25 protein-coding genes, 1 tRNA gene, 2 pseudogenes and 2 riboswitches are annotated in these 24,966 nt (G+C 55.9%); of the genes and pseudogenes, 19 read left to right on the top strand and 9 right to left on the bottom strand.

Annotated elements, in window-relative coordinates:
* The first annotated feature begins 38 nt into the window (after window positions 1-38).
* The 6 genes and pseudogenes from CPY64_RS07075 to ssb all read left to right on the top strand — a co-directional run bounded on the left by CPY64_RS07075 (window position 39) and on the right by ssb (window position 3,480).
* The gene (locus CPY64_RS07075) at window positions 39-1,106 is read left to right on the top strand and encodes a phage protein (RefSeq protein ID WP_042480124.1); all 1,068 of its coding nucleotides are present in this window, start codon (window positions 39-41) and stop codon (window positions 1,104-1,106) included.
* 7 nt (window positions 1,107-1,113) lie between these two features.
* The gene (locus CPY64_RS07070; protein ID WP_080723669.1) at window positions 1,114-1,851 is read left to right on the top strand and encodes an ERF family protein; all 738 of its coding nucleotides are present in this window, start codon (window positions 1,114-1,116) and stop codon (window positions 1,849-1,851) included.
* A complete protein-coding gene (locus CPY64_RS07065; protein ID WP_042480121.1) occupies window positions 1,851-2,486 on the top strand; it encodes a lambda exonuclease family protein in 636 nt (211 codons plus the stop codon). The genes CPY64_RS07070 and CPY64_RS07065 overlap by 1 nt, the downstream gene beginning before the upstream one ends.
* Window positions 2,487-2,768 (top strand): annotated as a pseudogene (locus tag CPY64_RS19300) (HNH endonuclease signature motif containing protein); the annotation flags it as partial.
* Between the two features lie 6 nt (window positions 2,769-2,774).
* Entirely contained in the window at window positions 2,775-2,984 is a 210-nt protein-coding gene (locus tag CPY64_RS18970) for a hypothetical protein (protein WP_232623232.1), read from the top strand.
* Window positions 2,968-3,480, top strand: coding sequence for a single-stranded DNA-binding protein (ssb, locus tag CPY64_RS07055; protein ID WP_042480119.1), 513 nt, complete (start codon window positions 2,968-2,970; stop codon window positions 3,478-3,480). The genes CPY64_RS18970 and ssb overlap by 17 nt, the downstream gene beginning before the upstream one ends.
* Before the next feature lie 109 nt (window positions 3,481-3,589).
* Here the strand turns inward: ssb and CPY64_RS07050 are convergent, their stop codons facing one another.
* The gene (locus CPY64_RS07050; RefSeq protein WP_042480116.1) at window positions 3,590-4,276 is read right to left on the bottom strand and encodes a hypothetical protein; all 687 of its coding nucleotides are present in this window, start codon (window positions 4,274-4,276) and stop codon (window positions 3,590-3,592) included.
* A 64-nt stretch (window positions 4,277-4,340) separates the two neighbouring features.
* On the opposite strand from CPY64_RS07050, the gene CPY64_RS07045 reads away from it, so the two are divergent.
* On the top strand, window positions 4,341-5,240 hold the full coding sequence (locus tag CPY64_RS07045; RefSeq protein ID WP_042480115.1) for a recombination-associated protein RdgC: 900 nt from the start codon (window positions 4,341-4,343) through the stop codon (window positions 5,238-5,240).
* A gap of 7 nt (window positions 5,241-5,247) precedes the next feature.
* Here CPY64_RS07045 and CPY64_RS07040 read toward each other — a convergent pair whose 3' ends face one another.
* Window positions 5,248-5,601 carry a hypothetical protein gene (locus CPY64_RS07040; RefSeq protein ID WP_042480112.1) on the bottom strand — a complete coding sequence of 118 codons (354 nt, stop codon included), beginning with the start codon at window positions 5,599-5,601 and terminating at the stop codon, window positions 5,248-5,250.
* 147 nt (window positions 5,602-5,748) lie between these two features.
* On the opposite strand from CPY64_RS07040, the gene CPY64_RS07035 reads away from it, so the two are divergent.
* Window positions 5,749-5,964: a hypothetical protein gene (locus CPY64_RS07035; protein ID WP_042480110.1), complete on the top strand. Its 216-nt coding sequence runs from the start codon at window positions 5,749-5,751 to the stop codon at window positions 5,962-5,964.
* Window positions 5,965-6,577: 613 nt separating this feature from the next.
* Window positions 6,578-7,210: a hypothetical protein gene (locus CPY64_RS07030; RefSeq protein WP_042480108.1), complete on the top strand. Its 633-nt coding sequence runs from the start codon at window positions 6,578-6,580 to the stop codon at window positions 7,208-7,210.
* A gap of 81 nt (window positions 7,211-7,291) precedes the next feature.
* Here CPY64_RS07030 and CPY64_RS18960 read toward each other — a convergent pair whose 3' ends face one another.
* Together CPY64_RS18960 and CPY64_RS18955 are read right to left on the bottom strand one after the other, a co-directional pair.
* Entirely contained in the window at window positions 7,292-7,654 is a 363-nt protein-coding gene (locus tag CPY64_RS18960) for a hypothetical protein (protein WP_123794725.1), read from the bottom strand.
* 65 nt (window positions 7,655-7,719) lie between these two features.
* Window positions 7,720-7,866, bottom strand: coding sequence for a hypothetical protein (locus tag CPY64_RS18955; protein ID WP_155274651.1), 147 nt, complete (start codon window positions 7,864-7,866; stop codon window positions 7,720-7,722).
* 432 nt (window positions 7,867-8,298) lie between these two features.
* Between CPY64_RS18955 and CPY64_RS07025 the strand changes: the two genes are divergently transcribed.
* Complete coding sequence (locus CPY64_RS07025; RefSeq protein ID WP_042480106.1) at window positions 8,299-8,523, top strand: helix-turn-helix transcriptional regulator; 225 nt, start codon at window positions 8,299-8,301, stop codon at window positions 8,521-8,523.
* 16 nt (window positions 8,524-8,539) lie between these two features.
* Window positions 8,540-9,760 (top strand): tyrosine-type recombinase/integrase, encoded by a 1,221-nt coding sequence (locus tag CPY64_RS07020; RefSeq protein ID WP_042480103.1) that lies wholly within the window; start codon window positions 8,540-8,542, stop codon window positions 9,758-9,760.
* Window positions 9,761-9,920: 160 nt separating this feature from the next.
* Here CPY64_RS07020 and CPY64_RS07015 read toward each other — a convergent pair.
* Window positions 9,921-9,997 (bottom strand) — tRNA-Val (locus CPY64_RS07015).
* Between the two features lie 459 nt (window positions 9,998-10,456).
* Between CPY64_RS07015 and CPY64_RS07010 the strand changes: the two genes are divergently transcribed.
* From CPY64_RS07010 to CPY64_RS19185, 5 genes are all read left to right on the top strand, one after another.
* Entirely contained in the window at window positions 10,457-10,873 is a 417-nt protein-coding gene (locus CPY64_RS07010) for a YkgJ family cysteine cluster protein (RefSeq protein ID WP_035267876.1), read from the top strand.
* A 168-nt stretch (window positions 10,874-11,041) separates the two neighbouring features.
* Window positions 11,042-12,088: an NADP(H)-dependent aldo-keto reductase gene (locus CPY64_RS07005; RefSeq protein WP_042480102.1), complete on the top strand. Its 1,047-nt coding sequence runs from the start codon at window positions 11,042-11,044 to the stop codon at window positions 12,086-12,088.
* Between the two features lie 210 nt (window positions 12,089-12,298).
* Entirely contained in the window at window positions 12,299-13,432 is a 1,134-nt protein-coding gene (nadA, locus tag CPY64_RS07000) for a quinolinate synthase NadA (RefSeq protein WP_052362843.1), read from the top strand.
* On the top strand, window positions 13,432-15,186 hold the full coding sequence (nadB, locus tag CPY64_RS06995; RefSeq protein ID WP_042480098.1) for an L-aspartate oxidase: 1,755 nt from the start codon (window positions 13,432-13,434) through the stop codon (window positions 15,184-15,186). The genes nadA and nadB overlap by 1 nt, the downstream gene beginning before the upstream one ends.
* Before the next feature lie 223 nt (window positions 15,187-15,409).
* Window positions 15,410-15,497: riboswitch (glycine riboswitch) on the top strand.
* Window positions 15,498-15,501: 4 nt separating this feature from the next.
* A riboswitch (glycine riboswitch) is annotated at window positions 15,502-15,582 on the top strand.
* A gap of 48 nt (window positions 15,583-15,630) precedes the next feature.
* Window positions 15,631-16,992, top strand: coding sequence for a D-amino acid dehydrogenase (locus CPY64_RS19185; RefSeq protein ID WP_080723668.1), 1,362 nt, complete (start codon window positions 15,631-15,633; stop codon window positions 16,990-16,992).
* Here the strand turns inward: CPY64_RS19185 and CPY64_RS19180 are convergent.
* The 3 genes and pseudogenes from CPY64_RS19180 to CPY64_RS06975 all read right to left on the bottom strand — a co-directional run.
* A pseudogene (locus tag CPY64_RS19180) lies at window positions 16,937-18,313 on the bottom strand (ATP-dependent DNA helicase); the annotation flags it as partial. The gene CPY64_RS19185 and the pseudogene CPY64_RS19180 overlap by 56 nt on opposite strands.
* A 797-nt stretch (window positions 18,314-19,110) precedes the next feature.
* On the bottom strand, window positions 19,111-20,778 hold the full coding sequence (locus CPY64_RS06980) for a VRR-NUC domain-containing protein (RefSeq protein ID WP_042480089.1): 1,668 nt from the start codon (window positions 20,776-20,778) through the stop codon (window positions 19,111-19,113).
* A 39-nt stretch (window positions 20,779-20,817) separates the two neighbouring features.
* Window positions 20,818-21,327: a MarR family winged helix-turn-helix transcriptional regulator gene (locus CPY64_RS06975; RefSeq protein ID WP_042480087.1), complete on the bottom strand. Its 510-nt coding sequence runs from the start codon at window positions 21,325-21,327 to the stop codon at window positions 20,818-20,820.
* 85 nt (window positions 21,328-21,412) lie between these two features.
* Between CPY64_RS06975 and CPY64_RS06970 the strand changes: the two genes are divergently transcribed.
* On the top strand, window positions 21,413-22,282 hold the full coding sequence (locus CPY64_RS06970; RefSeq protein ID WP_042480084.1) for an EamA family transporter: 870 nt from the start codon (window positions 21,413-21,415) through the stop codon (window positions 22,280-22,282).
* A gap of 101 nt (window positions 22,283-22,383) precedes the next feature.
* Here CPY64_RS06970 and CPY64_RS06965 read toward each other — a convergent pair whose 3' ends face one another.
* Window positions 22,384-23,691: an aminotransferase class I/II-fold pyridoxal phosphate-dependent enzyme gene (locus CPY64_RS06965; RefSeq protein ID WP_042480083.1), complete on the bottom strand. Its 1,308-nt coding sequence runs from the start codon at window positions 23,689-23,691 to the stop codon at window positions 22,384-22,386.
* Window positions 23,692-23,768: 77 nt separating this feature from the next.
* Between CPY64_RS06965 and CPY64_RS06960 the strand changes: the two genes are divergently transcribed.
* A complete protein-coding gene (locus CPY64_RS06960; RefSeq protein ID WP_042482054.1) occupies window positions 23,769-24,572 on the top strand; it encodes a YggS family pyridoxal phosphate-dependent enzyme in 804 nt (267 codons plus the stop codon).
* A complete protein-coding gene (locus CPY64_RS06955; protein WP_042480079.1) occupies window positions 24,569-24,838 on the top strand; it encodes a hypothetical protein in 270 nt (89 codons plus the stop codon). Before CPY64_RS06960 ends, CPY64_RS06955 begins: the two co-directional genes overlap by 4 nt.
* Window positions 24,839-24,966 lie beyond the last annotated feature (128 nt).

Raw genomic sequence — 24,966 nt, 5'->3', positions numbered from 1 at the left:
CGGCCCGACTCTGGCGGCCCGAGCGATTGGAGCATGACATGACCGAGGTCTTAGAGCTGACGGAACTGCCGCCAGCAGAAACGGCGCTGCAAATCTACCAGACACCAAATGGTCTGGACCCGTATATCGAGCGCATCCGACAAGAAGTCACCGGGCATGCGCCGAACCTGAAGACCGACAAGGGCCGAAAGGAAATCGCCAGCCGCGCATTCAAGGTGCGCAAGATCAAAACCGCTCTGGATAGCCTGGGCAAAGAGCAGGTGGACCGGCTCAAGGAAATCCCCAAGCTGATCGACGCTGAACGCAAGCGCATGCGTGACGAACTGGACGCGCTGGCGGACGAAGTGCGCAAGCCTCTGACGGACTGGGAAGAAGCAGAGGCCAGCCGGGTAGCGCTCCACCGTGCCGACCTGGACGGTATGGCTGATCAAGCCCGAGAAGTCGGTGGGCTTGATGCTGAATCCCTGCGCCAGCGCATCGCAACAGTTGAATCTGCGATGATTGGCGAGGCTTGGGAAGAGTTTGAGGCTGAGGCTCACCGGGTCAAAGCCAAGGCGCTGGAAATCCTGAACGCAGCCCTGGCTGACCGCCAGAAGTACGAAGCTGAGCAGGCAGAGCTGGCTGAGCTACGACGCAAGCAGGCCGTGCAGGAACAGAAAGACCGCGAGGCGGAGATTGCCCGACAAGCGGCCGAAACGGCCCGCGCCGACGCGGAAGCCAAGGCCCAGGCCGAACGCGATGCTGCAGCCAAGCGCGAAGCCGATGCCAAGGCCGCAGCAGTACGAGCTGAGCGGGAACGGACCGAAGCCATCGAACGCCAGAAGCAGGCCGAGGCCCGGGCTGAAGCTGAAAAGCTGGCCGCCGAGCAACGCGCCAAGGATGCTGCAGAAGCCGCCCGCCAGGCAGAAATCAAGCGCCAAGCCGACGCCAAGGCAGCCGAAGAGGCCGAGCAGCGCCGCCGCGAAGCCGATATCGCGCACAAGGCCAGCATCAACAACGCTGCCCTGACAGCTCTCATCGAAAACGGCTTGCCCGACGCATGCGCCAAGCAGGCCGTCATTCTGATCGCCAAGGGTTTGATTCCGGCTATCCGAATCCAATATTGAGGACACCATGAGCACAGAAATCATTGAAGCCCCACAGACTGCTGTCGCAGCACCCGCCCCGGCCGGGTCACCAATGGCCATGGCAATCGCCGCCCTGCAGTCTGGAATGAGCCCTGAACAAATCGGGCAAATGATGGATCTGCAGGATCGCTACAACGCCACCCAGGCCAAGAAAGCTTACGACGAGGCTTTCGCTGCATTCAAGGCCGAGTCGGTCACGATCATCAAGGGTAAGGCTCGTTCCGATGGCCCGCTTAAGAATCAGAAATACGCCGAGCTGCATGACGTTGTGAATGCAGTCACCCCCGCCCTCTCCAAGCATGGGCTTTCGTCCAGTTGGAAGCTGACCAAGGATGACAAAGACTGGATGGAGGTTACCTGCTACCTGCGGCACGTTGGGGGTCATCAAGAAAGTGTCAGCATGGGTGGGCCACCAGATACCGGCCCAGGCCGCAACGCTATTCAGTCACGCGCCAGCACCAAGACGTACTTGGAGCGATACACCTTGAAGGCCATTACCGGTTTGTCCGAGCAGGACGACGACACCGATGGCCGGGCGCCGGCAGATCCTGTTCTGAAAGACTCTTGGATCAGCCAAGTGGCCCAGGCCGACACGCTCGAAAAGCTGGAAACCATCTGGCAACAAGGCGGCAACGTCATTTACGCAACCAACAACCTTGCCGATTACAACGCCTTCAAAAAGGCTGTATCGGACAAGAAGAAGATGCTTACGGAGGCTCAATAATGGAAGGCTTAATCATTCACACCGCCGAACAAGGCACCCTGGAATGGCTCCAAGCCCGCAAGGGCGTCATAACCGGCAGCCGATTCAAAGACTGCCGCGACCGCCTGAAAAGCGGTGCTCCATCCAAGAAATGTCTGGACTACGCCATGGACGTAGCCCGAGAGCGCGAAGGCGGTGAGCCCATGCAGGTCTTTGTGAACGGCGCTATGCGCCTGGGCACAGAGCAAGAGCCCTACGCCCGAGCTGTCTATGAGCGCAAGACCGGCCATATCGTTGACGAGGCCGGCTTCATTACAACGGCTGACCGTCTGTTTGGGGTGAGCGTGGACGGTTTGGTAGGCGATGACGGGATCATTGAAATCAAGACAATGGTCAGCAGCGACACCCTGTTCACCGCCTTTGTGAACGGTGACATTGCCGCCTACGTAGACCAGTGCAACGGCGCAATGTGGCTGCTCGGCCGCAAATGGGTGGATCTGGTCTTGTGGGTTCACGACTTGGGCCGCATGAAGATCATCCGCATCGAGCGCGACGACAACCAGATCGATGCACTGGAGTCTGACCTGATGGAGTTCGAGCGGACGGTCACCAAGTATCAACAAGAGCTGCGGGACGCCCTGCTGGAGGCTGCGTAAATGGCCGGGCTAACCACTCTAGCTAAGTCGAATGACTCACTACGTCTTAAACACTTGCTGGGGCGCTGCCTAAAGACTGCTACCGGATGCCTTGAGTACCAGGGCTGTGTGCAAGCCAACGGATACGCCCGAGCAACAATCAGGCGCAAAGCCGACCACGCCCACCGACACGTGTACCGATTAGCAAACCGCATGGACATCCCTCAAGGCATGGATGTCTGCCATTCGTGCGACAACCGCCGCTGCATCAACCCAGACCACCTATTCCTAGGAACAAGGAAGGAGAACATGCAAGACGCAGTCTCAAAGGGGCGGCAAGCCAAAGGGTTCGCTCTGCCGCAAACAAAAATCTCGGCTTATGTGGCTACCGAAATAACCTCTATGGCCAAGTCAGGGATGGCATACAAGGATATCGCAGCAGCCTTCGGCATAAGCCCTCAACATACCAGCCACATTGCAATCAAACACGGGGTAAGAAGAAATGGCTTCGGTAAATAAGTGGATCGGCATTGGTAATCTCGGCCGTGATCCGGAGGTTCGATACTCAGCCGAGGGAGTGGCTATATGCAATATCTCCATCGCTTGCACTGAAACGTGGAAGGACAAAGCTACAGGCGAACGCAAGGAGGAAACCGAGTGGGTGCGTGTGGTGTTCTACAACCGTCTGGCTGAAATCGCGGGTGAATACTTGCGTAAAGGCCGCCCCGTTTACGTAGAAGGTCGTCTGCGCACCCGTAAATGGACAGGCCAGGATGGTCAGGAGCGTTTCACCACGGAAATCATTGCCGAGCAAATGCAAATGCTAGGCGGTCGCGACGGAGACGCGCAGCAATCAAACTCACCGCCACAGGGTCAGCAGCGCAACAGCTACGCCGACGCCACTGGACACGGGAAGCAGCGACAAGCGCCACCGCCCTCGTCCGGCAATCTAGCGGATATGGACGATGACATTCCCTTCGCCCCTCTGCTCTCGCGCAACGCCTACTGCATCTGAACTGGCGCCTGGCCTGGACCCGCAAGTGGACCGGCCAGGACAATCAGGAACGCTACACCACCGAAATCATTGCGGAGCAGATGCAGATGCTCTACAGGGAAACTGAGGGTCAATAAAAATCAGCTCCCCTTAGCACGCCCAGCCTACCATCGTAACTCTGCATAAAATCCGCCATTTTTTCTAGTTGCTCGTTCAGCTGCTCTTTGATAAGCACCAGATCCGGGCCAACAGCCTCCAGCCCTCCTTCATCTTCACCACTTAAAAAATCATAAGCTTCCAAAATCTTATTCATGGCTATCTGGATGTTTAAAACACGTCGACCGATCAAAACTCCCGGATAGTCATGTACTGGCAGCCTAGTCAGCACTTCCTTAGCAACCTCAAGTGTCGTGCGTCTATTTAGGCATAATATCTTCACATAGCGCATTGAATAATTATCCAAATCCAATTTCAAAAGCTCATCGCATGCTGCTATTGCGGTTTTTGCGCCAATCTCAGCAGTCATCTCAAGGGCGCGTAATGAATCAATGCGAGTCTGTCTACGCTCTTCAGAGAGCAAGTCAAACCCCTCTTTCTGAAGCAACCTAGATGTTTCCGCCTGCCGATCAGCAACTTGCACGGCAACAAGAATGGCACCCACTGAGCCAATGGCCTGGATCCAGGCCGGCCAACTGATCTCATAGCCTCTCAAATGCTCGAATAGAGCCAGGCAAAGCAGACCGCACACAAAGCCTATTGCAGTGCCGAACCATCGCTGCGTCTCGACGTTGTAGTCCTCTTTCCACTTGATCCCCATAGCCCTCTTGCCTCATGCCTGTCTGTACGGCGTGAGCATAGCCCATCCTGAAAGGAATACACCCATGTGGTTTAAAAACCTGCGTATCTATCGCTTGGATACGGCATTTGCCTTGTCCGCTCAACAACTGGCCGAGCTGCTGGCAAATCATCAATTCGCACCATGCGGCAGCCAAGAACCTCTCAGTCTGGGCTGGGTGCCGCCACGCGAAGGCGGAGAGCTGGTCCATGAAGTGAACGGTCAGTATCTGATCTGCATGCGTGCTGAAAAGAAGCTGCTACCCAGCGCTGTGGTTAACCAGGCAGCCCGCGAGAAGGCCCGCGAAATCGAAGAGCAACAGGGCTACAAGCCAGGCCGCAAGCAGATGAAGGAAATCAAAGAGCAGATCATCATCGACCTGATGCCCCGCTCCCACGCAGTGCAGCGCGACACTTTAGTGTGGATCGACGCACGAAACCACTGGTTTGTGATTGATGCTGCAGCCGTGGCTAAGAGTGATGAGGTGCTGGGCCTGTTCGCCAAGAGCGTAGAGCCCTTCCCGGTTCAGCCCCTGTATACGGAGCAATCGCCCGGTGCCGCCATGACCTCCTGGCTGGTGGACGAAGAGCAACTAGCCAACTTTACCGTGGACCAGGACACTGAACTGCGCTCCACCGGCGATAGCGGTGCCGCCGTGCGCTACGTGAAGCAAAGCGCCGACATTGATGAAGTGCGCAAGCACGTGGAGGCCGGCAAGCAATGCACCCGTTTGGCCATGACCTGGGCGGATCGCATCAGCTTTATGCTGACCGATGCGCTGGACGTCAAACGCGTGGCCCCACTGGACATCCTGACGGAGAAGCCAGACCAGGGCGCGGTCAACGATAACGAAATCTTTGATGCCGACATGACCTTGATGACCTCCGAGCTCGCCAAGTTGATCAGTGATCTGGTGGAGGTACTGGGTGGGGAGCGCAAATCCTAGAAACAAATCACGCCCGGCATTCAAACACGTATGTTCGACTTCGCTTCATAAAACCAGCCGAGATTCGCTGATCAAGGTTGGGATCATGAATGAAATCAAAGCCATACTGACATGACTCGGAAGCAAAACGATTAGCAAAGATGTGGATTCTCTGCTCAATGGAGCCTTCAGTTTCCATTAGGCCAGGTGCCGCAGTCACCGAAAGCATGTGCTTCGAGGAGCCCAGTTTCTCATGGTTGTAGTGGAGCCCTCCAGTCCCACCGACCTTGCTATCAGCAACTTCAATATTGTTTGGATTGTTGTAGGCACAGCCACTAAGCAATGCCAACAGACAGATCAGTGCAAGCACGCGCCTAGCCATGCATTTCTCCCCGGTTGTGCAGCCGCATCATACCCCAAGTCTCATGACCTCAAAATAGGATGCCTCCCCAAGCATCACGACTACAGCAGCACCCCATACCCCCGCTTGATTTACTCAACCGGGGTTTTTCTTTTTTAGGAACCAATCATGACCACCGCTGAATCTCCGGCGCCGACCGCTGAAGAGGCACGCAAGCTGCGCGCCTACGTTTATATGCTTGCCAAGACCACTCAAGCGTTCGCTGACGCTGCAGAAATCGATCTCGAAGCCACAGAACTAGTGGTGGACTTAGGTCAGCCCGAGAAGGTGACGAAATCAATCCGCTCCATCCTGGATGGTGCGCTGGCCCTCGCTGGTGAGTAGCCAGATAGATAGATGAATCTGCCACCCCCACTGCCAGAGCAGAAGCTCTGACACCCAAGTAGATGAAAACGGAGGCCGCATGGCCAGACAAGCCGAATTTGCCCGACCCCTGCCCCGCCTTCGACACATCGAACCGGGGCAATTTTTTACCCTTCGCCATGACCCCACACCTCGGATTCTGCTGCACAAATCCAAGCATCACGGTCATTTCAATAACGGATATGCATCCCTGTGCCATGAGCTGGAACGCTCTTGTGTGGTCTGGGGTGAGAACGGATGGGAGGCTAAACATGGGCCACGACTTTGATTGCCCGTACTGCGAAGCTCCTTTTGAGGTTTGTCACGATGACGGGCACGGTTACGAAGAAGGTGTTCTGCACCACGATCATTGCCGATCATGCGGAAAGCACTTCACTTTCACAACGTCCATCAGCTTCTACTTTGAGCCCGAAAAGGCTGATTGCTTGAATGATGGCCAGCATATCTGGGAGCCAAGACGCACCTATCCGGTTGAGGCCACTCGCATGGAGTGCCAAACATGTGGCGAAGTACGCCATCCAACGCCTGAGGAAATGGCCGCTATTGTTGCTGCACGCCAGGAGGACAGCAGGCCATGACTCACACACACGAGAGCCTGTGCGATTTGGCCGTGAAGTGGCTCAAACGCCCTCACTCCCAGAATGGCCATGGCTGCAATGTGGCTGTAAGCGAGGCCCGCAGTGGCTGGGACGGAGAAATACCAGACGCCATCGGATTTCGCATTGCTACCCCGAACGTTGGCAGCGTAGTTGTCGAGTGCAAAGTAAGCCGCTCCGACTTCCTTGCTGACAAAGCAAAGCCCCACCGGAAAGAAAGAGGAATGGGCCACTGGCGCTACTTCATGTGCCCAGAGGGGTTGATCAACATTGAAGACTTACCGGAAGGCTGGGGCTTGCTGTGGGTCAACCAACGCAGCCATATCAAGATCAGGTGCGGCGCGGCAACTGGCGCAACCCTGGGATATGACGCCATGAAAGACGTCTTTAGCGCTTGGCGGCAGAACGCCAACGAGGAGCGCGAGCGCTTTTTGCTGATAAAGCTGCTGTCCCGTGTAGGCGATGCCGACCAAATGAACCGCTGGATACGCGAAGCCAATACAGAGCGACAGCGGATCGCGCGTATCGCTGACGACCGCGCCCGCCAGCTCCGAGACCTGCAGGCCGAGCTAACAGCCATCCGATTGAAAGAATGGAACACCACCCAATGAACACCCACCCACACAACCAGGCGCGGTTTACCCCGCAAAGAAGCGTTCAACCTGCAACGGATAACGAAGCGAACCAATCCTCTACGCTAAAGAGAAAGCGGCAAACCGGAGATCCCCAATCGAAGCAAAAATTTTACCTCGTCCGGATTCAGAGGCAGTGGCAAGGACCAGAGCTTGAGCTCCGGAAAGAGCCTCGATATTGTCAACTCGGAGGCGTAGCAAGAATGCATTAACCAATGGTTGATCGATCACGAAGCTAATTTGACTACGTCCTCCTGTATTTAGCCATAAAGAACCTCCATGGTCATATGACGCATCAGTAATCATGCCCCACAGCCCACTAAATTGACCAATTGCTCTTTCGCGAGCACTTTCAAACCGCACAAAGAAATCACGAACCGTGGTTTGAGCATAACCACCAGGAGGCGTAATGATGGTATCCATAGACTGGAACTCGGGGTTCTGATTCAGTCTGCGGAGCAAGCTGCTTAAACGACGATGGGTTGTATTTACACCCACTCCACCATCAGCTCCAAAGCCACGCCCTGCGCCACGTCTACGATGCTCTGCTCCACCCACATCATTGTCAGCACGCTCGCCATCGGCAGCAGGCAGATCAATAACAATCCTATCCGCTGCATTAAATATTGGCTCATTCTGCTCAGCGCCTCCTACTCCCCAGACTCCCGCGTCAACTGTAGCCTCAGGACAGTCTGGGCCATGGGGTCGAGCACCAAAACAAGGGCCACGACCGGACACTGAAGCGCTTCTGAAAAAAGCCTCATGACCGCAAGAGTTACAAATCAGAGCTCGGCGGCGACTTTCGAGGTCCGTCGGGTGAAGGCGAGCAAACTCAGCGGCATCGTAAACCCGATTATTCAGTGTGCATAAGGCGGAATCCACAGTGTCTCTCCACTAATTTCGTATCAATACGATGCTAGCAAGAACTTAACGCAAGACAGCCATCCACATCCGCCCCCCGCCCCCGTCCACTTTCAATCCCTTGTGCGAGTATGACGCGACTTTCATCGCTCCAGCGGCCGTCGTGCCCGCACCCACTGGATCACCACCTTCATGAAAGGACAGCAATGAATAGCACCCAATCCTCTCAAAAAAGCGCCCCCACCATCCACCCCGAAGGCCTGTATCGGTGGGACGAGTTCGCAGACCGCATCCCGTTTAGCCGCGAGACCTGGCGCAAAAGAGTACTTGCCGGGAAGGCACCGGCCGCCAAGCTGGTAAGCAGAGCCTGCACAGCCTGGAAAGGCGAAGACATCCTTGCCTGGCTCAACAACCCCGACTCCTATAAATAAGAGGAAACCCAAAGACATGGCAAAGAAGATTCCACCGCTGACGGACTCAAAGTGCAAAGCAGCAAAATTCAGCAAGGGCGGCAAGAGCCGCCTTTTTGACGGCGGTGGTTTGTACCTTGAGCTGCTACCCTCCGGCTCAAAGCGCTGGAGATTGAAGTATCGGCATCCCGTGACCGGGAAAGAAAACATACTGACCTTTGGCTCTTACCCGGAGATAGGTCTTGCTGCCGCCCGAGAGCAGCGCGAAAAGGCCAAGGCCCGGCTATCGGAAGGCCTTGACCCTGGCGAGGCGCCCCCGCCGGCGACAATGGGTATCACGTTCAAGGCGGTCGCAGACGAATGGCTGGAAACTCGACGGCCAGTATGGAGCGAAGGCTACTTCACGCGGATCTCGAATGCTCTTGCCGCGAACGTGCATCCTCATATCGGCCAGCGTTCCATTTCCAGCGTGACTGGAAAAGCAGTACTGGAACTGGTGCAGCAAGTGGAACAGCGCGGTGCGCTAGAGATGGCTGCTCGGGTGTTGGAAGCAGTCGGCATGGTCTTCCGATACGGCTGCGGTACCGGCTTGATTCAAATCGACGTCACACAGGGGCTACGACAGTTTTTGCAAGAACGTCCACCGGTAGAGCATTTCCCACACGTAGCAGAAACGGATCTCCCCGCCCTACTCGCCAGCGTTGAGCGCTATCACGGCAGACCAGAGACGCGTCTGGCCATCAAGCTGATGATGCGCACCTTTCCCCGGACAAACGAGCTGCGTTGGGCGCAATGGAGCGAGATAGATTGGAAGAATGCCCTATGGCTGATACCGGGCGAGCGCATGAAGGGACGCCTGGCACAAAAGCAGAGCGCGCCCGACCATATCGTGCCGCTTTCAACCCAAGCCCTTGCGATCTTGGAAAGCTTGCGACAGCACTCGGGGCACTTTCAGTACCTGTTTCCGAATGTCCATAATCGCCGCGGTGCTGTGATGAGCAGCGACACCATGAACCGTGCATTAAAAATCATGGGCTATGAGAGGCTGCAAACAGGGCACGGTTTCCGCGGACTGGCCTCCACCATCATGAATGAGCACAGTGGCTTTCGCCCTGACGCCATTGAACGGCAATTGGCTCACCGCGACAGAAACAAAGTGCGCCGCGCATACAACCACGCCATGTACCTGGAAGAGCGCAAAAAACTGATGCAATGGTGGTCGGATTATCTGGACGAGCAGCTCGAAAAAGCCTCGTGATTTCCATACCCCCATTCCTGTTACACCATACCCCCATCCATACCCCCAAACGATCTGGGACTGGCTTGGCGCAGCTTGGAACGCTGAGCAACAAAAAAGCCCCAAAGCATTGATCTTTGGGGCTTTTCTTGGCACAGCTTGGAGCTGTGTGCATGTATTCTGGTAGGCAGTACTGGATTCGAACCAGCGACCTCTACGATGTCAACGTAGCGCTCTAACCAACTGAGCTAACCGCCTGCGGTGAAGAAATGAAATAATAGATCTTCCCTATAGGGCTGTCAACACTATTTTGCGTTTTCCTATAAAAAAGATGATCTTTTTTTTATGATCCATCTAAACAAATAGCCCTGAAAACCTGGAAAACATCGCAATTCATTGTTTTATAAGAGTTAAACAAAAGACATGCAGATTTCCAGAAATTTACGCCTTTCCTGGCCAGACGGATCAATGAAACATATAGATACACATAATCTGTCTCCAGCCAGCATCAAGCCACCCCACTGCCACACGATTTTTCTATTCAAGTTCTTCGGGCAAAAATAAAATAATTGCTTTACGCCTGCAGATCATCGATCTCGTCTGAAACGGATCTGCGGCCGCTACGGGACACCTACGCACATGACTTGCTCTTCTCTCCCGCCCACCCCGACTCAACTGCTGGATTTGCCTGGCGTTCAGGAAACTACGCTGGAAGCGGTGCTTTATACGCCCCCCAATGACGAGATTTTTGACGAGAACCCCTGTTTAAGCTGTGGTGTGTGCTGTTCGCACTTTCGGGTGTCTTTTTATAGTGGTGAGTTAAGCGGCGAGACTGGCGGTACGGTGCCGGTCGAGTTGACCACCAAGGTTGGTCCGCTGCGCGCCTGCATGAAAGGAACCGAGCAAGGTGAAGGTCGCTGTATTGCCTTGCGTGGCACTTTGGGCCAGCCCGGGATTCATTGCGCTATCTATCCGGATCGTCCTACCCCCTGTCGTGATTACCAAATCTGGGAACTGGATGGCAGCCCAAATGTGGATTGCCAACGTTTGCGCAGCAAGCACGGTTTGCCTTTGCTGCCGAATCGTCCACTACCTGCTCCCCCTGCCTTGCCGGAGCATGATGAGGCGGCCTAAAACAGCTCAGCACTACAGTAGTGCCTCAACGCAAAACCATCGCAAATAACTTGCGATGGTTTTTTTATGAAGAATCAGTTCAATCGGCACAGCGGCAGGCTGGCTAAATACGCTACCATGCACGGTTTGTAGGGCCGCCCGGCCCTGCGTTTTCGGGAGTCGAAGTAAATGAAATACCGCAAGCTGGGCAATACAGACCTGGATGTCAGCCTGATCGGTTTGGGCACCATGACTTACGGGGAACAGAACAGCGAGGCCGATGCACACGCTCAGCTGGACCTTGCCCTGGAACTGGGTGTGAATCTGGTGGATACCGCCGAGATGTACCCTGTTCCCCCCATGGCGACCACGCAAGGTTTGACCGAGCAATATATCGGCACCTGGCTGGCTAAAACCGGCCGCCGCAAGGACATTGTTCTGGCCAGCAAAATCGCCGGTCCCCAACGTGACCCCAAGCGCCCTGGCCACATCCGCAATGGCGGCACTAGCCTGGATCGCAAGAATCTGGAACAAGCCCTGCATGACAGCCTGCGTCGGCTGCAAACAGACTATCTGGACCTGTATCAGCTGCACTGGCCAGATCGCAGTACAGTGACGTTTGGACAGCGTAGCTACCCGTGGAAAGAAGAAGACACCATCCCTATTGAAGAAACCTTGTCGGTACTGGACGATTTTGTGCGTCAAGGCAAGGTACGTCACATAGGCGTGTCCAATGAAACGCCCTGGGGTGTCTCGCGCTTTCTGGAGTTGTCGCGTTCCCGCTCTCTGCCTTTGATTGCCACGATCCAGAATCCCTACAACCTGCTGAACCGCGTGTTTGAAGAGGGGCTATCCGAATTCTGCCGTTACGAGGGCCTGGGTCTGCTGGCCTACTCGCCTTTGGCGATGGGTGTGTTGACGGGCAAATATGACAACGGCGCCCGCCCTGAAAAAGGACGTTTGACCTTGTACAGCCGTTTCACCCGCTACGATGCCCCTCGTGCTCGTGAAGCGGCATTGGCCTACAACGAACTGGCTCGCGAAAACGGTTTGACGCCCACTCAATTGGCCCTGGCCTGGGTGAACCAGCAAGCCTTTACCAGCAGCAATCTGATCGGTGCAACCACGCTGGAGCAACTGCGCGAGAACATCGCCAGTGTAGATGTTCAGTTAAGTGATGAGCTGATCGCCAAGATCAACGCTATTCATCACCACACCCCGAACCCCGCGCCTTAAAGGGTTTCCACCCCGCTTTGAGCCCAAGTGTCCAAAGCGGGGCACCCCTCTTTTTTCTTCCCCTATCCTGTTCTTGTGCTTGCAGAACACCGATTTTTTATTTATGCTCAAAAAAAGCATAACAATAGAGACACTCTTCTTTTCGCTCAAAAAGTCATATTTCCCATTTTTTTAATCCATTTATGCTCAAAGTGAGCATCAAGGACGACCATGATTCGGCATTTCCCCGTTGATGTCTGCCAGCCCGACGCCAAGGACGCTTTGAGCCGTCAGATTACCTGGCATGAAGTCCCTTCCAAATTCAACCTGCAAAGCGATAAGGCCACGTTGAAACAAGCTTTGGCCAAACAATTGAAGGAGCAAGACGCCGTACTAGTCGCTCACTACTACACAGATCCCGATATTCAGGATCTGGCCTTGGAAACCGGCGGCTGCGTGGGTGACTCGTTGGAGATGGCGCGTTTTGGACAAGAGCATGAGGCCAGCACGGTGCTGGTAGCCGGCGTGGGTTTTATGGCTGAATCCGCCAAAATCCTAAGTCCAGAAAAACGTGTACTGGCTGTGCATGACGAGGCAACGTGCTCTCTGGATCTGGGATGCGCCCCCGAGGATTTCAAGCAATTCTGTGCTGCGCATCCGGACCGGGAAGTGGTGGTGTATGCCAATACCAGCGCAGCCGTCAAGGCACAGGCCGATTGGGTTGTGACGTCCTCCATCGCCCTGGACATCGTGCGGCATTTACACACACAAGGGAAAAAGATTCTATGGGCACCGGATCGTCACTTGGGCTCCTATATTCAGAAGCAAACCGGCGCAGACATGCTGCTTTGGCAAGGTTCCTGTCTAGTCCATGACGAGTTCAAGGCCGGTGGTTTAAAAGCCTTGATGAGCGAGCACCCCGATGCCCAGGTTCTGGTGCATCCCGAGTCACCCGCTTCAGTGGTTGCGCTGGCCGATGTGGTTGGCTCGACAACTCAGTTGCTGCGCGCTGCCGTCAATCATCCTGCCAGCACCTTTATCGTCGCCACTGATCAAGGGATTTTGCACGCCATGCGCCAGCAGGCTCCGGGGAAGACCTTTCTGGCGGCACCCACGGCAGGCGAGAGCGCCACCTGCAAAAGCTGCGCCTACTGCCCCTGGATGGCCTTGAACAGTCTGGAAGCCCTGCATCAACGCTTGAGTCAGCCAGGCCCTGGTATTCAAGTGGCCGCAGAGCTGCGTGAAGGCGCACGACGCTCCTTGCAACGCATGATGGATTTTGCCGCTGCACAACAAAACAATCTGCGCGTGAGTGCAGACCTGGCCGAGCACAGTCAGCAGTTCCAACATGTAGGAGCCGCTTGATGCAATCAGGCTCAACACAGACGGATGTGTTAATCATCGGTGTGGGGTTGGCTGGCACCAGTCTGGCCCTGTCCTTGCCTTCCTCGATGAACGTGACCCTGCTGAGTAGCGCCCCCGTTCCTTGCGGGGCCAGCCCTATGGCCTTGGGCGGTCTGGCCGCCGTTCTCAGTGCCCAGGACAGCCTGGAACAACACATTGAAGACACGCTGGAAGCCGGTGCTCGGCACTCGGATAAGAACGCGGTACGTGGGATTGTGCAAGCCGCTCCAGATGCGGTGCACTGGCTACTGGAAAGGCAGGTGCCTCTGGACAGAACCGAAGATGGCCAATTGCATCTGACCCGCGAGGGTGGGCATAGCCAGCGACGCATCGTGCACGCGGCTGACGCAAGCGGCTCCGCCATCATGCAGGCACTGGTTCCCCAATTGGCTCAAGCCTCTCATATTCAGCAGCGGACAGATTGCCTAGCATTGGCTTTACGCCGTAACGAACAAGGCACGGTGGCTGGCGTGGATATCTACGACAAGCACACTCGTCGCTACGAGACTATTTTGGCGGACCATGTCGTGTTGGCAACAGGTGGACTGGGCAGTCTATATGCACACAGCACCAATCCCGGCAGCGCTTTGGGAGAAGGGATTGCCTTGGCCTGGCGTGCAGGTGCGGCGATACGCGATCTGGAGTTTGTGCAGTTTCATCCGACCTGCCTGCATGCAGAGGGTCCGACCTTTCTGCTGACTGAAGCCTTGCGTGGTGAGGGTGGTCATTTATTGGACAAGCAAGGCCGCCGCTTCATGCCGGACTACGACGCCAGAGGGGAGCTAGCTCCACGCGATATTGTGTCGCGTGCTATCGCAGCGCAGATGCGGCATGAGGGTAGCAACCATGTCTGGCTTGATGTGCGCCATCTTGGTGCGGACACTTTGCAGCAGCATTTCCCGAAAGCGTTGGAAGAAGGTTTGCGGCGGGGGCTGGATTTACGTAAGGATTGGGTGCCGGTAGCGCCTGCCGCGCACTACAGCTGTGGAGGGATTGAAACAGACTTGTCAGGCCGTACAACGGTAGCTGGTTTGTACGCCGTGGGTGAAGTAGCCTGCACAGGTTTGCATGGAGCGAATCGCTTGGCCAGCAACTCCTTGCTGGAGTGCGTCGTCATGGGGCGGGCAGCTGCCGAGGCGATTGCTAGAAGCAAGAGGACCCAGCGTTCAGCTTTGGTCCCTGAGACAGATGTTGCAAATACAAGTTCGATTTCAAGCTCATGTTCATACACAAACTCAAAACCAAACTCCAGTTCCAGTTCCAGTTCCAGTTCACAGGCTAGTGTCGTCCCCAATTGGGGTTTGGGTTTGAACTCTAATTCGAGCTCGAAGCCAAGTCCAAGACCTTCCCTTATGACTGCGGCGGCAGCCAATGCAGTGGAAAACATAACCACCACCAACAACAAAGGTTGCCACCATGGCGAAAGCAATAGCTATGGCAACGGCAGCAGTAGTAACCACAGCCCCTCCACCAACAATCCCCCCTCCCTCACCTCCTTACGCAACTTAATGCAAGAGCATGTCGGCTTGCTACGCAATCACCAAGGACTGATCCAAGCCTTGCACACCCTGGACCATTGGCGCAGGCAAATGAGCCTTCTCCCCCCCAGCCTCGACCAACGAACCCTCAGCCTGCAACTGGACACTGCCTGGCTGCTGACCCAGGCAGCCTTGGATCGGCCACACAGTCTGGGTGCGCATTACCGCTTGGACTAAGTCCATAAAGAAACAAGCCCCGCTCTGGACTCAACGAAATATCGGACCCAAATTAGGCGAACAGTAAGTAATAACTCGGCATCAAGGACCGGCAGACTCAACAACTTCCCGGGCTTAGCCAACAATCGCATCTATCCATGGAAACCCTCCAAGCGCTGCATGCAGCTCCCGGTTTACCCTGATTGCAAACTTTTGTAAGCACAGCTACTGTAGTCGCGTCACTACAGGCGGTATGAAAGAGACCTGTTCAGTCAGGCGCCGACGGAGCAACCACCCCGGAATCTCTCAGGCAAAAGGATCGTACCAGCCCGACACTCTGGAGAGCGGCGCATGACGCCCACCGAAGGAGCCCAGCCTGATACATCGGTTGGATAAACTCTCAGGTCACAGGACAGATGGGGTATTGCCACTACTCGGTGGTAATTCACCTGTCAGGAGCCTGTTATGTCGCATATTGCCGTCATTGGCGCCGGTATTTCCGGAATCACCACCGCCTACGCCCTCAGCCTGAAAGGCTATCAAGTTACCGTTATCGACCGCCTGCGCTACCCCGCGATGGAAACCTCCTTCGCCAACGGCGGGCAGTTGTCCGCGTGCAATGCCGAAGTCTGGAACAGCCGCAGCACCATTCTCAAGGGTTTGAAATGGATGATGCGCAAAGACGCCCCACTGCTGTTCAACCCCAAGCCAAGCTGGCACAAATACAGCTGGATGGCGCAGTTTGTAGGCGCGATTTCCGGTTACGAGCGCAACACCGTGGACACCGTCAAGCTGGCCATTACCGCCCGCGAGAATCTGTACCAATGGGCCAAGGACGAAAACATTGATTTCGACCTGGAACAGCGCGGCATTCTGCACATTTACCACACCCCCGGCGGCTTTGAATCTGGCAAGAAAGTCAGCCAGCTGTTGCAAAAAGGCGGTCTGGAGCGCCGTACCGTTACCAACGAAGAAATCCACCAGATCGAACCTGCCTTGCAAGGCACTTACTACGGCGGTTTCTTTACGCCTTCGGATGCCACGGGCGATATTCACAAATACACTCGCGGCCTGGCCAATGCTTGCGCCAAGCGCGGCGTGAAGTTCCTGCAAGATACAGAAGTTCTGGGTATTGATTGCGGCCCACCACATCGTATCCAGCTGCGTACCGGTGAAGGCGCTGAAGCCCACACCCATACGCTGTCTGTCGATTCTTTGGTGGTGTGCGCCGGCGTAGGCAGCCGTCATCTGGCCCATATGCTGGGTGACTACATCAATATCTACCCCGTCAAAGGCTATTCGATCTCGGTGTACCTGGATACGCCCGAAGCCCAACATGCAGCCCCTTGGGTCAGCTTGCTGGACGAAGAAGCCAAGATTGTGACCAGCCGCCTGGGCAAAGATCGCCTGCGTGTGGCCGGTACGGCGGAATACAACGGCGCCAACAAGGACATTCGCGCCGACCGTATTGCTCCGCTGACCAACTGGACCCGTCGCAACTTCCACGATGCGGCGACCGACCGTGTTGTACCGTGGGCAGGTTTGCGTCCCATGATGCCGGACATGATGCCGCGCGTAAAAGCAGGCAGCCGCCCGGGCGTCTACTACAACACCGGCCACGGTCACCTGGGCTGGACGCTGTCAGCCGCCACCGCACAAATCATTACCGAAGTGATTGCCCAGAACGAGCGTCAGTCCGCACCTGCTCAATTTGCCACCAGTCCGGCAGCAGCTGCTGCACCCGCCGCTGCCCATAGCGCTCGTCCAGCAGATACACAAAGCCTTGATCCAGTTCATCGCGAATCACACGACCCGCGGCCTGTGTAATCTTGCGTAGTCCGGGATACAGATAGGTATAGTCATAGGCCCGCCGCTCCCCAAAGAGCCGGGCCATGACTTGCCGCACCGACTCATTGGCCGGATTGAATTGCGGCAAACCCAAGGTGGCAATAAAAGCACCGATCAAGCGTTTACCGGGTAAATCTACCCCTTCTGAAAACGCCCCTCCCAGCACTGCCAAACCCACTCCCCTCCCGTCCAGCGTAAAGCGGTCCAGAAACTGCGTTCTTTGCAGATCGCTCATGCCCGGTTGCTGATGCCAAAGCGGCATATCCGGCCAGCGCTCCTGCAAGGCCTGGCTGACCTGCTCCAGATAATCAAAGCTGCTCAAGAACAAGAGATAGTTGCCCGGCTGCTCTTGATAGGCCTGCCCGACAATGTCGCAGACCCCGCTCAGGCTCTGGGCCCGGTCAGCATAGCGCGTGGACAGGCCAGCATACTGGCGTACCCGTAGCTGCTCGGCCCGATAAGGGGATGCCACGTTCAACTCAGCCGTGCTTGGCGGCAAACCCAAGACATCACGATAAAACTGTGATGGGTTCATGGTGCCGGAGAACAGCACCACACCGTGCGCATCGCCATAGCGTTCGGCCAGAAATGGAGCAGGCACGATATTGCGCAGGTTCAGGAGTACACCATCGCGCTGCGCCAAAATATCAAACAAGGAATGCGAGCCGAACTGTCCGGCCAGGTCCACAAAGTACAGCAACTCGAAATAAAACTGCAGCAAGGGGCTGTCTTGTGGCATGGGGTTCTCAGCCACATAGGCCCCTAAACGGGCAGCCAGATATTCGCACTGCTCCAGCAAATCCTCCGGGATTTTTTCCAGTCCCCATTGGTCGCCGCCTTCCTCGGGTATCAAGTCCTCCATCAAGCGAGTCAAGGGAGCGAAATGACGCTTCAAGGCCGAAGGCGCGGCTTTACGCGCCATACGTAGCTGCACTTGCGAGAAAGACGCGGAATACATGGAGCGGGCGCGTTCTACCAAGTTGTGTGCTTCGTCCACCAGAACAGCGCTGCGCCATTGCTGGACCAGAGTCTGGCTATACAGCACCGCATGCGTGTCGAAAAAATAGTTGTAGTCGCCCACAATGGCGTCCGCCCAGCGCAGCATTTCCTGGCTCAAGTAATAGGGACAGACCTGGTGTTCACTGGCCACTTGCTGCAAGCGCTGGCTAGTCAACATGGGTTGTTCCAGAGCTTGCTGACGAGCAGCAGGAAGGCGATCGTAAAATCCTTCGGCCAGGGGACAGGATTGGCCATGACAGGCTTTATCCGGATTGGGACACTGCTTGTCGCGAGCCACCATTTCCAGCACCCGCCACGCGCCCTCACCGTCCGGGCTTAAGCGCTGCAAGGCGTCCAGCGCCATTTGCCGACCCGAGTTTTTAGCCGTCAGATAAAACAGCTTGTCCAGTCCCGCCTCCGGCATGGCTTTCAGGCCGGGAAATATGACTGCCAAAGTTTTGCCAATACCCGTGGAGGCTTGCGCTAACAGGCACTGTGCATCGCGCTGAGCCCGGAACGCAGCTACAGCCAGTTGCCGCTGACCCGCACGAAACTGCTCATAGGGAAACTGCAGGGCTGTACAAGCCTGATCGCGTGCAAGCCTGTGCTTTTGCTCCTGCCGCCCCCACGCGACATAAGCGCGGCATTGCTGCTCAAAAAAAGCCCACAGATCCGTGCGCTCCAGATACTCGGAGATGCTGGTCTCTTTGTGCTTGTCCACGTGGTAATACACCACGCTGACTGTCATCCCCGGCAAATCGCGTTCCTGGCACAACATGGCAGCGTAGACCTTGGCTTGCGCCTGATGCAGGCGTCTATGGTGCTCGGGGATGGCATCAAAAGCACCCCGATAGGTTTTCAGCTCTTCCAGACAATTGCTGACAGGATCAAACCCATCGGCTCGCCCACGCACCAAGAGCCCTTCCATCTCATATGACAGCGGCACTTCGGCTTCATAATGCTCGGGGCGACGCAGCTTTAACTGCTGGTGGCCCAGCATACCTTCTTGCGCCGTGGCCGCAGGTGTAAAACGCAGGTCCAGATCCCCGCTACGGGCGGTAAATTCACATAAGGCTCGTACGCCGACCGTCCAGGCTTTCATGTGGATTCAGGCCGTGTCACATAACAGACACGCGCAGGGATGGCGTGCTGCTCGAAATAACTTAACCAACGTCGCTGATTGTCCTGCAAGCGGTCTCCGGGGCCTTTTACTTCAATCAATTCATAGCCTTGCTGGGCAGGCATGAAGCGCACCAAATCCGGCAAGCCGGAACGGTTGTCCCGCCAATCCTGCAAGATGCGCTTGAACACCAGCTGTAAATGCTGGGCGGGAATGCAATGCAAGGCCTGCTCGATCAAGGATTCATCCAAGGCGGGCCAGATCAGCAAGGGGCACTGTATGCCGCGCTTTTCCTGCCAGCGTTGCCAGATCACGGTTTTATAGTCTGCGCCGTCCAGCACACTTAAAGACTGATCAAACAAGTTCTGCCTGCGCGACACAAAATCCGGATTCCCCCAATCGGCCGGACAGGCTTGATAAGGATGGAAAAACGCGCCGGGCAAGGGAGCAAAAATGGCATCCCAGCTCAACAAACCCAATAAGGCCGGGAACAAGGCGTTCTCTACGTAAAACACCGGAGCCAAAGGACTGTCCCAATGGGCCAATACCTGCGACTCGACCCGATTTCCATCATCAAACAGAACCAGATCACTACGTTGCGTGCGGCTTGCCGGTTTATTGGACGGCGAGCTGGGCGGAGCTTCTACCGCCAGTTTGCGACGCATGCGAGGCAACATACGCAGCAACTTCTGGGTTTCGCTTTCATTTTCAGGCTGGTTCCAGGCCTGACAAAACAAGGGCCAGGCGCCTTGATGATTCTCCTGACGCTCCAGTACCCGCAATTGGCGGTAACGGGCTCCCGGCCAGCTTGTGTGCAAATACGCTTGTTCGGCCAAGGTCCACCAATGTTGACGTTCGGCTTGTTGACCTAGCTGAAACAGGGTTTTCGCCTTGCGTCGTTGAAGCCAGTCGCTGTCGGTCTCAATGGCCTGGACGGCTGCAAAGCGCTGGGCCCACAGATCCGGATCGGCCTCATCCTGTGCGTCTCGCAGCTCGGACAAGGTTTCATATAAGCGCACGTCCTCATTGTGGCGAAACGCCCGGCTGGCCTGATCCAGAACCACGGTTTCGTAGCGATATAAGCCCAGATCGCTCAGCACGAACTCGGACCAGTCCTGGTAATGATTACCAAAGAACAACAGCTGCAAACGCTGTGCCCAATGCATGACTTGCGGTGATAGGCGCAGCGTCGGAGCTTGCAGGCTTGAGTCTGCACACCACTCCCGAAAGGATCGGGCATGGTCACCATGAGCCTGCCCAATCCACTCCAGATAGTCCGATTTGCGCCCGGTGGCTGGCAGATCACTAAACAGGCGACGAAGTTCGGGCACCGTATGGACAGCAAACAAAGTTTCCAGATCCAGTTCAGGATCAGTTTCTATCAGCTCGCACGCTGCCAGCTCTTGCACTGCCGCATCCAGGTTTTCGATCTCGGCATAACGCAGCTTGTCGATACGAAATACCGGGCCTTTACGCATCAGCAAGCGCACCAACAGGGCTTGTGCAGGCTGGGAAGCATGCACAAAACGATGGCCGCACTGGACGTGTTCAGGCTCCAGCAGGTCGGAACTGGCGTGCTGTACCCACTGCAAAACCTGATGAAAATTATGCAGATAGTAAAAAGGAGGAAGCTCGGGCGGGGTCATAAGTAGGCTGTGTATATATCCAGCTACTTTAGCATTCCTTCAAGCCGGGCGCGACTCCAACAAACGCATCCAGTCGCGCAACAAGGTATCCAGACTTTGCCGCTGCGTGGCATCCAGACCCTCCAGCAAATTTTCTTCATTGGCCAAATGGTCCACCACAACGGCATCCACACAGGCCAAACCCGCCGGGCTCAAACGCACCAGAATACGGCGGGCATCTTCCGGGTCGGCAATGCGCTCGATCAGGCCCTGCTTTTCCAGGCCCTGCAAGCGATGCGTCATGGTGCCGGAGCTGACCATCAAGGTGGAAAACAAAGCGGTGGGTGCCAAGGTGTACGGCGGGCCGGAACGGCGCAGGCTGGCCAGCACATCAAACTCGCCCAACTGCAGGCCATGACGCCTGAAGTTTTCGCTCATTTGTTTTTGGACCAGTTGGAAGCAGCGCGTCATGCGGCCCAGCAAGGCCATGGCCTCCAGGTTCTGTAAGTCTGGCCGCTGTTCGCGCCACTGATTGATGATCAGGTCTACCGCGTCGTGTTCTTCGCTCATGATTTCTCGTTGTCGATATTTATCTTGATATTAAGATAAATCATCCCTACACTGTCATTTATCTCGACATCAAGATACTTTTACCATGAACCGACTTTCTCTTTGGCTGGTGACGGCCTTGACCGCCCTGGGGCCCGCCATCTGGGGTTCTACCTACATTGTGACCACAGAAATATTGCCGCCCGACCGCCCTTTTATCGCGGCCTTTTTGCGTTGCTTTCCGGCTGGCGTCATGCTGCTCTTGTGGAGTCGGCGCATGCCTGCCCGAGGCGACTGGGGCAAGACCCTGATTCTGGCGGCCTTGAATATCGGGGCATTTCAGGCCTTGCTATTCGTCGCAGCCTATCGCCTGCCAGGTGGTTTGGCTGCCGTTGTGGGGGCCGCTCAACCCTTGGTCGTGATTGCGCTGGCCTGGGCTTTGGAAGGTAAACGCCCGGTCACCATGGCTTTAGTCGCTTGCGTGGTCGGCATTATCGGCATGGGTATTTTGCTGCTATCGCCAGAGAGCCAATGGGATACCTGGGGTATGGTCGCGGCAATTGTCGGCGCTTTGTGCATGGCTATGGGCACTTACTTGTCGCATCGCTGGCGTAGTGGCATGCCGATTCTGGCCTTCACAGCCTGGCAACTGATGCTGGGTGGCTTGATGCTGGCCCCTCTGGCCTTATTGCTGGACCCGCCGCTGGACAGTTCCCTGAGCGGCGTACAAATCGGCGGCTATCTCTACCTGTGTCTGGTCGGTGCACTGCTGGCCTATACCCTGTGGTTCCGCGGAATTGCCGTTTTACCCTCTGTGGCCGTGTCCTCGCTGGGTCTGCTTAGCCCTTTGACCGCCGTGATTCTGGGTTGGCTGATTTTGGGTCAGGCCATGACAGGCTCCAGCCTGCTGGGCATTATTCTGGTGATGGGCAGTGTGCTGGCGGTGCAATGGATCAGCAATCGGCCCGCCAAATAAGCATCTTGCGCCCATAAAAATAGCGCCCCTATTAACTATCTGGATGGGCGCGTAAGAGAGTTCACTATCTTGCTACTCCGTTAGAAGCAGCAAGATAGTGACTAATAGCGTTCTTGCAGAACTTGAGCCAAATCGGTTGCAAAGCGTTGCGCATCTTTGACATCCAGATTCGCAAAACTGACACGCAAGCCTTGAGCGGGATTGCTCACCCCAAAGACCTGTCCGGATCGAACCAGCCAACCACGTGCGGCCAAGCCTGCCAATACCGGCTCGGCTTCCCGATCCAGCGGAATCCACAGATTGAAGCCTTCCTCGCTATCCCAAAAAGGAATGCTCTGCTTTTTCAGGGCTTGCATCAGATCGGCACGAGCCTGTACGTAAGCGGCTTGTGCAACACGAGTCTGCGCCTTGATGTCGGCATCCGTCAGACCATGAACCACCATTTGCTGCAACAGATGGCTGACCCATTGAGCCCCCGAAGCCAGACGCTGCGACAAGCGTTCGCTGGTTTGCAGATCTGAAGCCACCAGGGCGACGCGCAAATCCGGGCCCAGGCCCTTTGACACCGAACGGATCAAGGCCCAACGCAAATGATCGGCAGGAATCACGTTTCGGTAAGGACTGCTGGCCAGCATCCAGAAGTGGTCGTCAATCATCAACAGCAATTCGGGATACTGCTTCAGAATTTGCTCGATCTGCTTGGCGCGGGCACGGCTTAACGAACATCCCGTAGGGTTGTGCGCACGCGGAGTCAGAATCAAGGCGCGCAAACCATCTTCCAAAGCCGCTTCCAGCGAGGCTGGCACGATCCCTTCGCTATCCACCTCAATCCCCACTGGCTTGTAGCCCAATGTATGCACGGAGTTGATGCTGTTCAGATAGCCGGGATCTTCAATCCCGACCTTGTCGCCTGCCAGCAAAAAGGCTTGCAGTAAACGCTCAATCGCGTCGACCGCGCCATAGCTGACGTGGTAATCAGTATCGGGGGGGGTGTCTTTATGGAACACCTGCTGACATACGGCGCGCAGTTCAGGCACCAACGGGTCGGCGCCGTACAGAGCCTGGGTTTGGCCCCGCACCCCGGCTATCAATTGGGTAGGGGCCGGCAAATAGCCCAACGCCGGATTACCGCTGGCCAGATCCTGCAAGGCCGAGCTGGCACCGTGCCCTTCCCGCGCTAGCTCCCGGATTGCTTCACGAATCCGTGTACCGCGACGGCCTTGTGCATCGGCCACCCCGGCAGAGACCAGGCGCTTGTATGCCAGGGCAACCGTGTTCCGGTTCAATCCCAGTGTTTGAGCCAGTTCGCGTACCGGCGGCAAAATCTGGCCCGGAGCAATTCGCCCCAGTGCCACTTGCTGTCGGATATCATCGAAAAGTTCCTTCGCATTGCTTCCCTGGATATTCATTTTGACCTATGACATAATAGTTTATGCGCGACCCGCAGGGTCGAGTTTATCTTTTTTTTCTTCCTTACTGGTGCGCCATGTCCGAATCCGCCCCTGATCTACTTCACACCGAGCATTATCCCACCTCCACCAGTGTAGAGGCATTTCGGGAGCGCATTGCCCTGGTACAACAAAGAATTGATGCTGCCTGCGTACGCTACGGGCGTGCCGCTGGCGATGTACGTTTACTGACTGTCAGCAAAACCTTCGGGATTGACCGCATCCGCCTGGCTTACCAGGCTGGTTGCCGATTGCTGGGCGAAAACAAGGTGCAGGAAGCCGAAGGCAAGTACGAAGCCCTGCGCGAAGAACTGCCGGATTTGGAATGGGCTGTTATTGGACACCTGCAAAGCAATAAAGCCAAGTCCGTTGCACGTTTTGCCTCCGAGTTTCATGCACTGGACAAGCTCAAGACCGCTGAAGCGCTGGACCGCCGCCTGCAAATTGAAGGCCGCAGCCTGGACGTTTTCGTTCAGGTAAACACCTCCAGCGAGGACAGCAAGTTTGGTTTGCCCCCCGAAGAGGTACATGCTTTCGTGCGCGAACTCCCGCAATTTTCTGCCTTGAAAGTCAAAGGCCTGATGACCCTGGCCTTGATGGACGCCGACCCGGAACGGGTACGTCCCTGCTTTGCCCTGCTGCGCAATTTGCGCGATCAGCTGCGCAACGACATTGCCCACGCTGAAAACATTCGTGAGCTGTCCATGGGCATGTCGGGCGACTACGAAGTCGCTATTGCCGAAGGCTCTACCATTGTGCGCGTTGGACAAGCTATTTTTGGTGCACGCGCCACGCCTAACAACTTTTACTGGCCCGTCTCCGATACGGCAACAACATCATGAATCCACTACGCCTGATCATCCGTCAAAACGGCAAAGAAGTCGGACACTTTGAATCCAGCCCTTGCTGCCCACCCGAGCAGCTGTTTACCGTGGCCCGCCACCTGATGACGCTGCCTGACAGCGAACTGGAACTGCAACAAGCCAAAGGTGAGCACCGTATTCTGGATAGCGGCCCGCACGGCATACGTGTTTTAAGCGCACAGGTTTTGTACGAAACTGTTGATTTGCAGGCCTGGTTGCAACAGGGCAGCAAAGTTACTGCCTGAACCTGATTGGTGTTCGGCCACAAGCCTGACACCGTGGTTCGGCAAAGCGGCGTACCCAAGACGCCGCAACCATAAAAAACATACCCGGCTGTGAACCGGGTATGTTTTTTGTGTTTCAGACGACAGGA

The organism is Alcaligenes faecalis, from assembly GCF_002443155.1.
GTDB classification, from domain to species: Bacteria; Pseudomonadota; Gammaproteobacteria; order Burkholderiales; family Burkholderiaceae_B; genus Alcaligenes; species Alcaligenes faecalis.
This window is presented reverse-complemented; position numbering and strand designations above follow the sequence as displayed.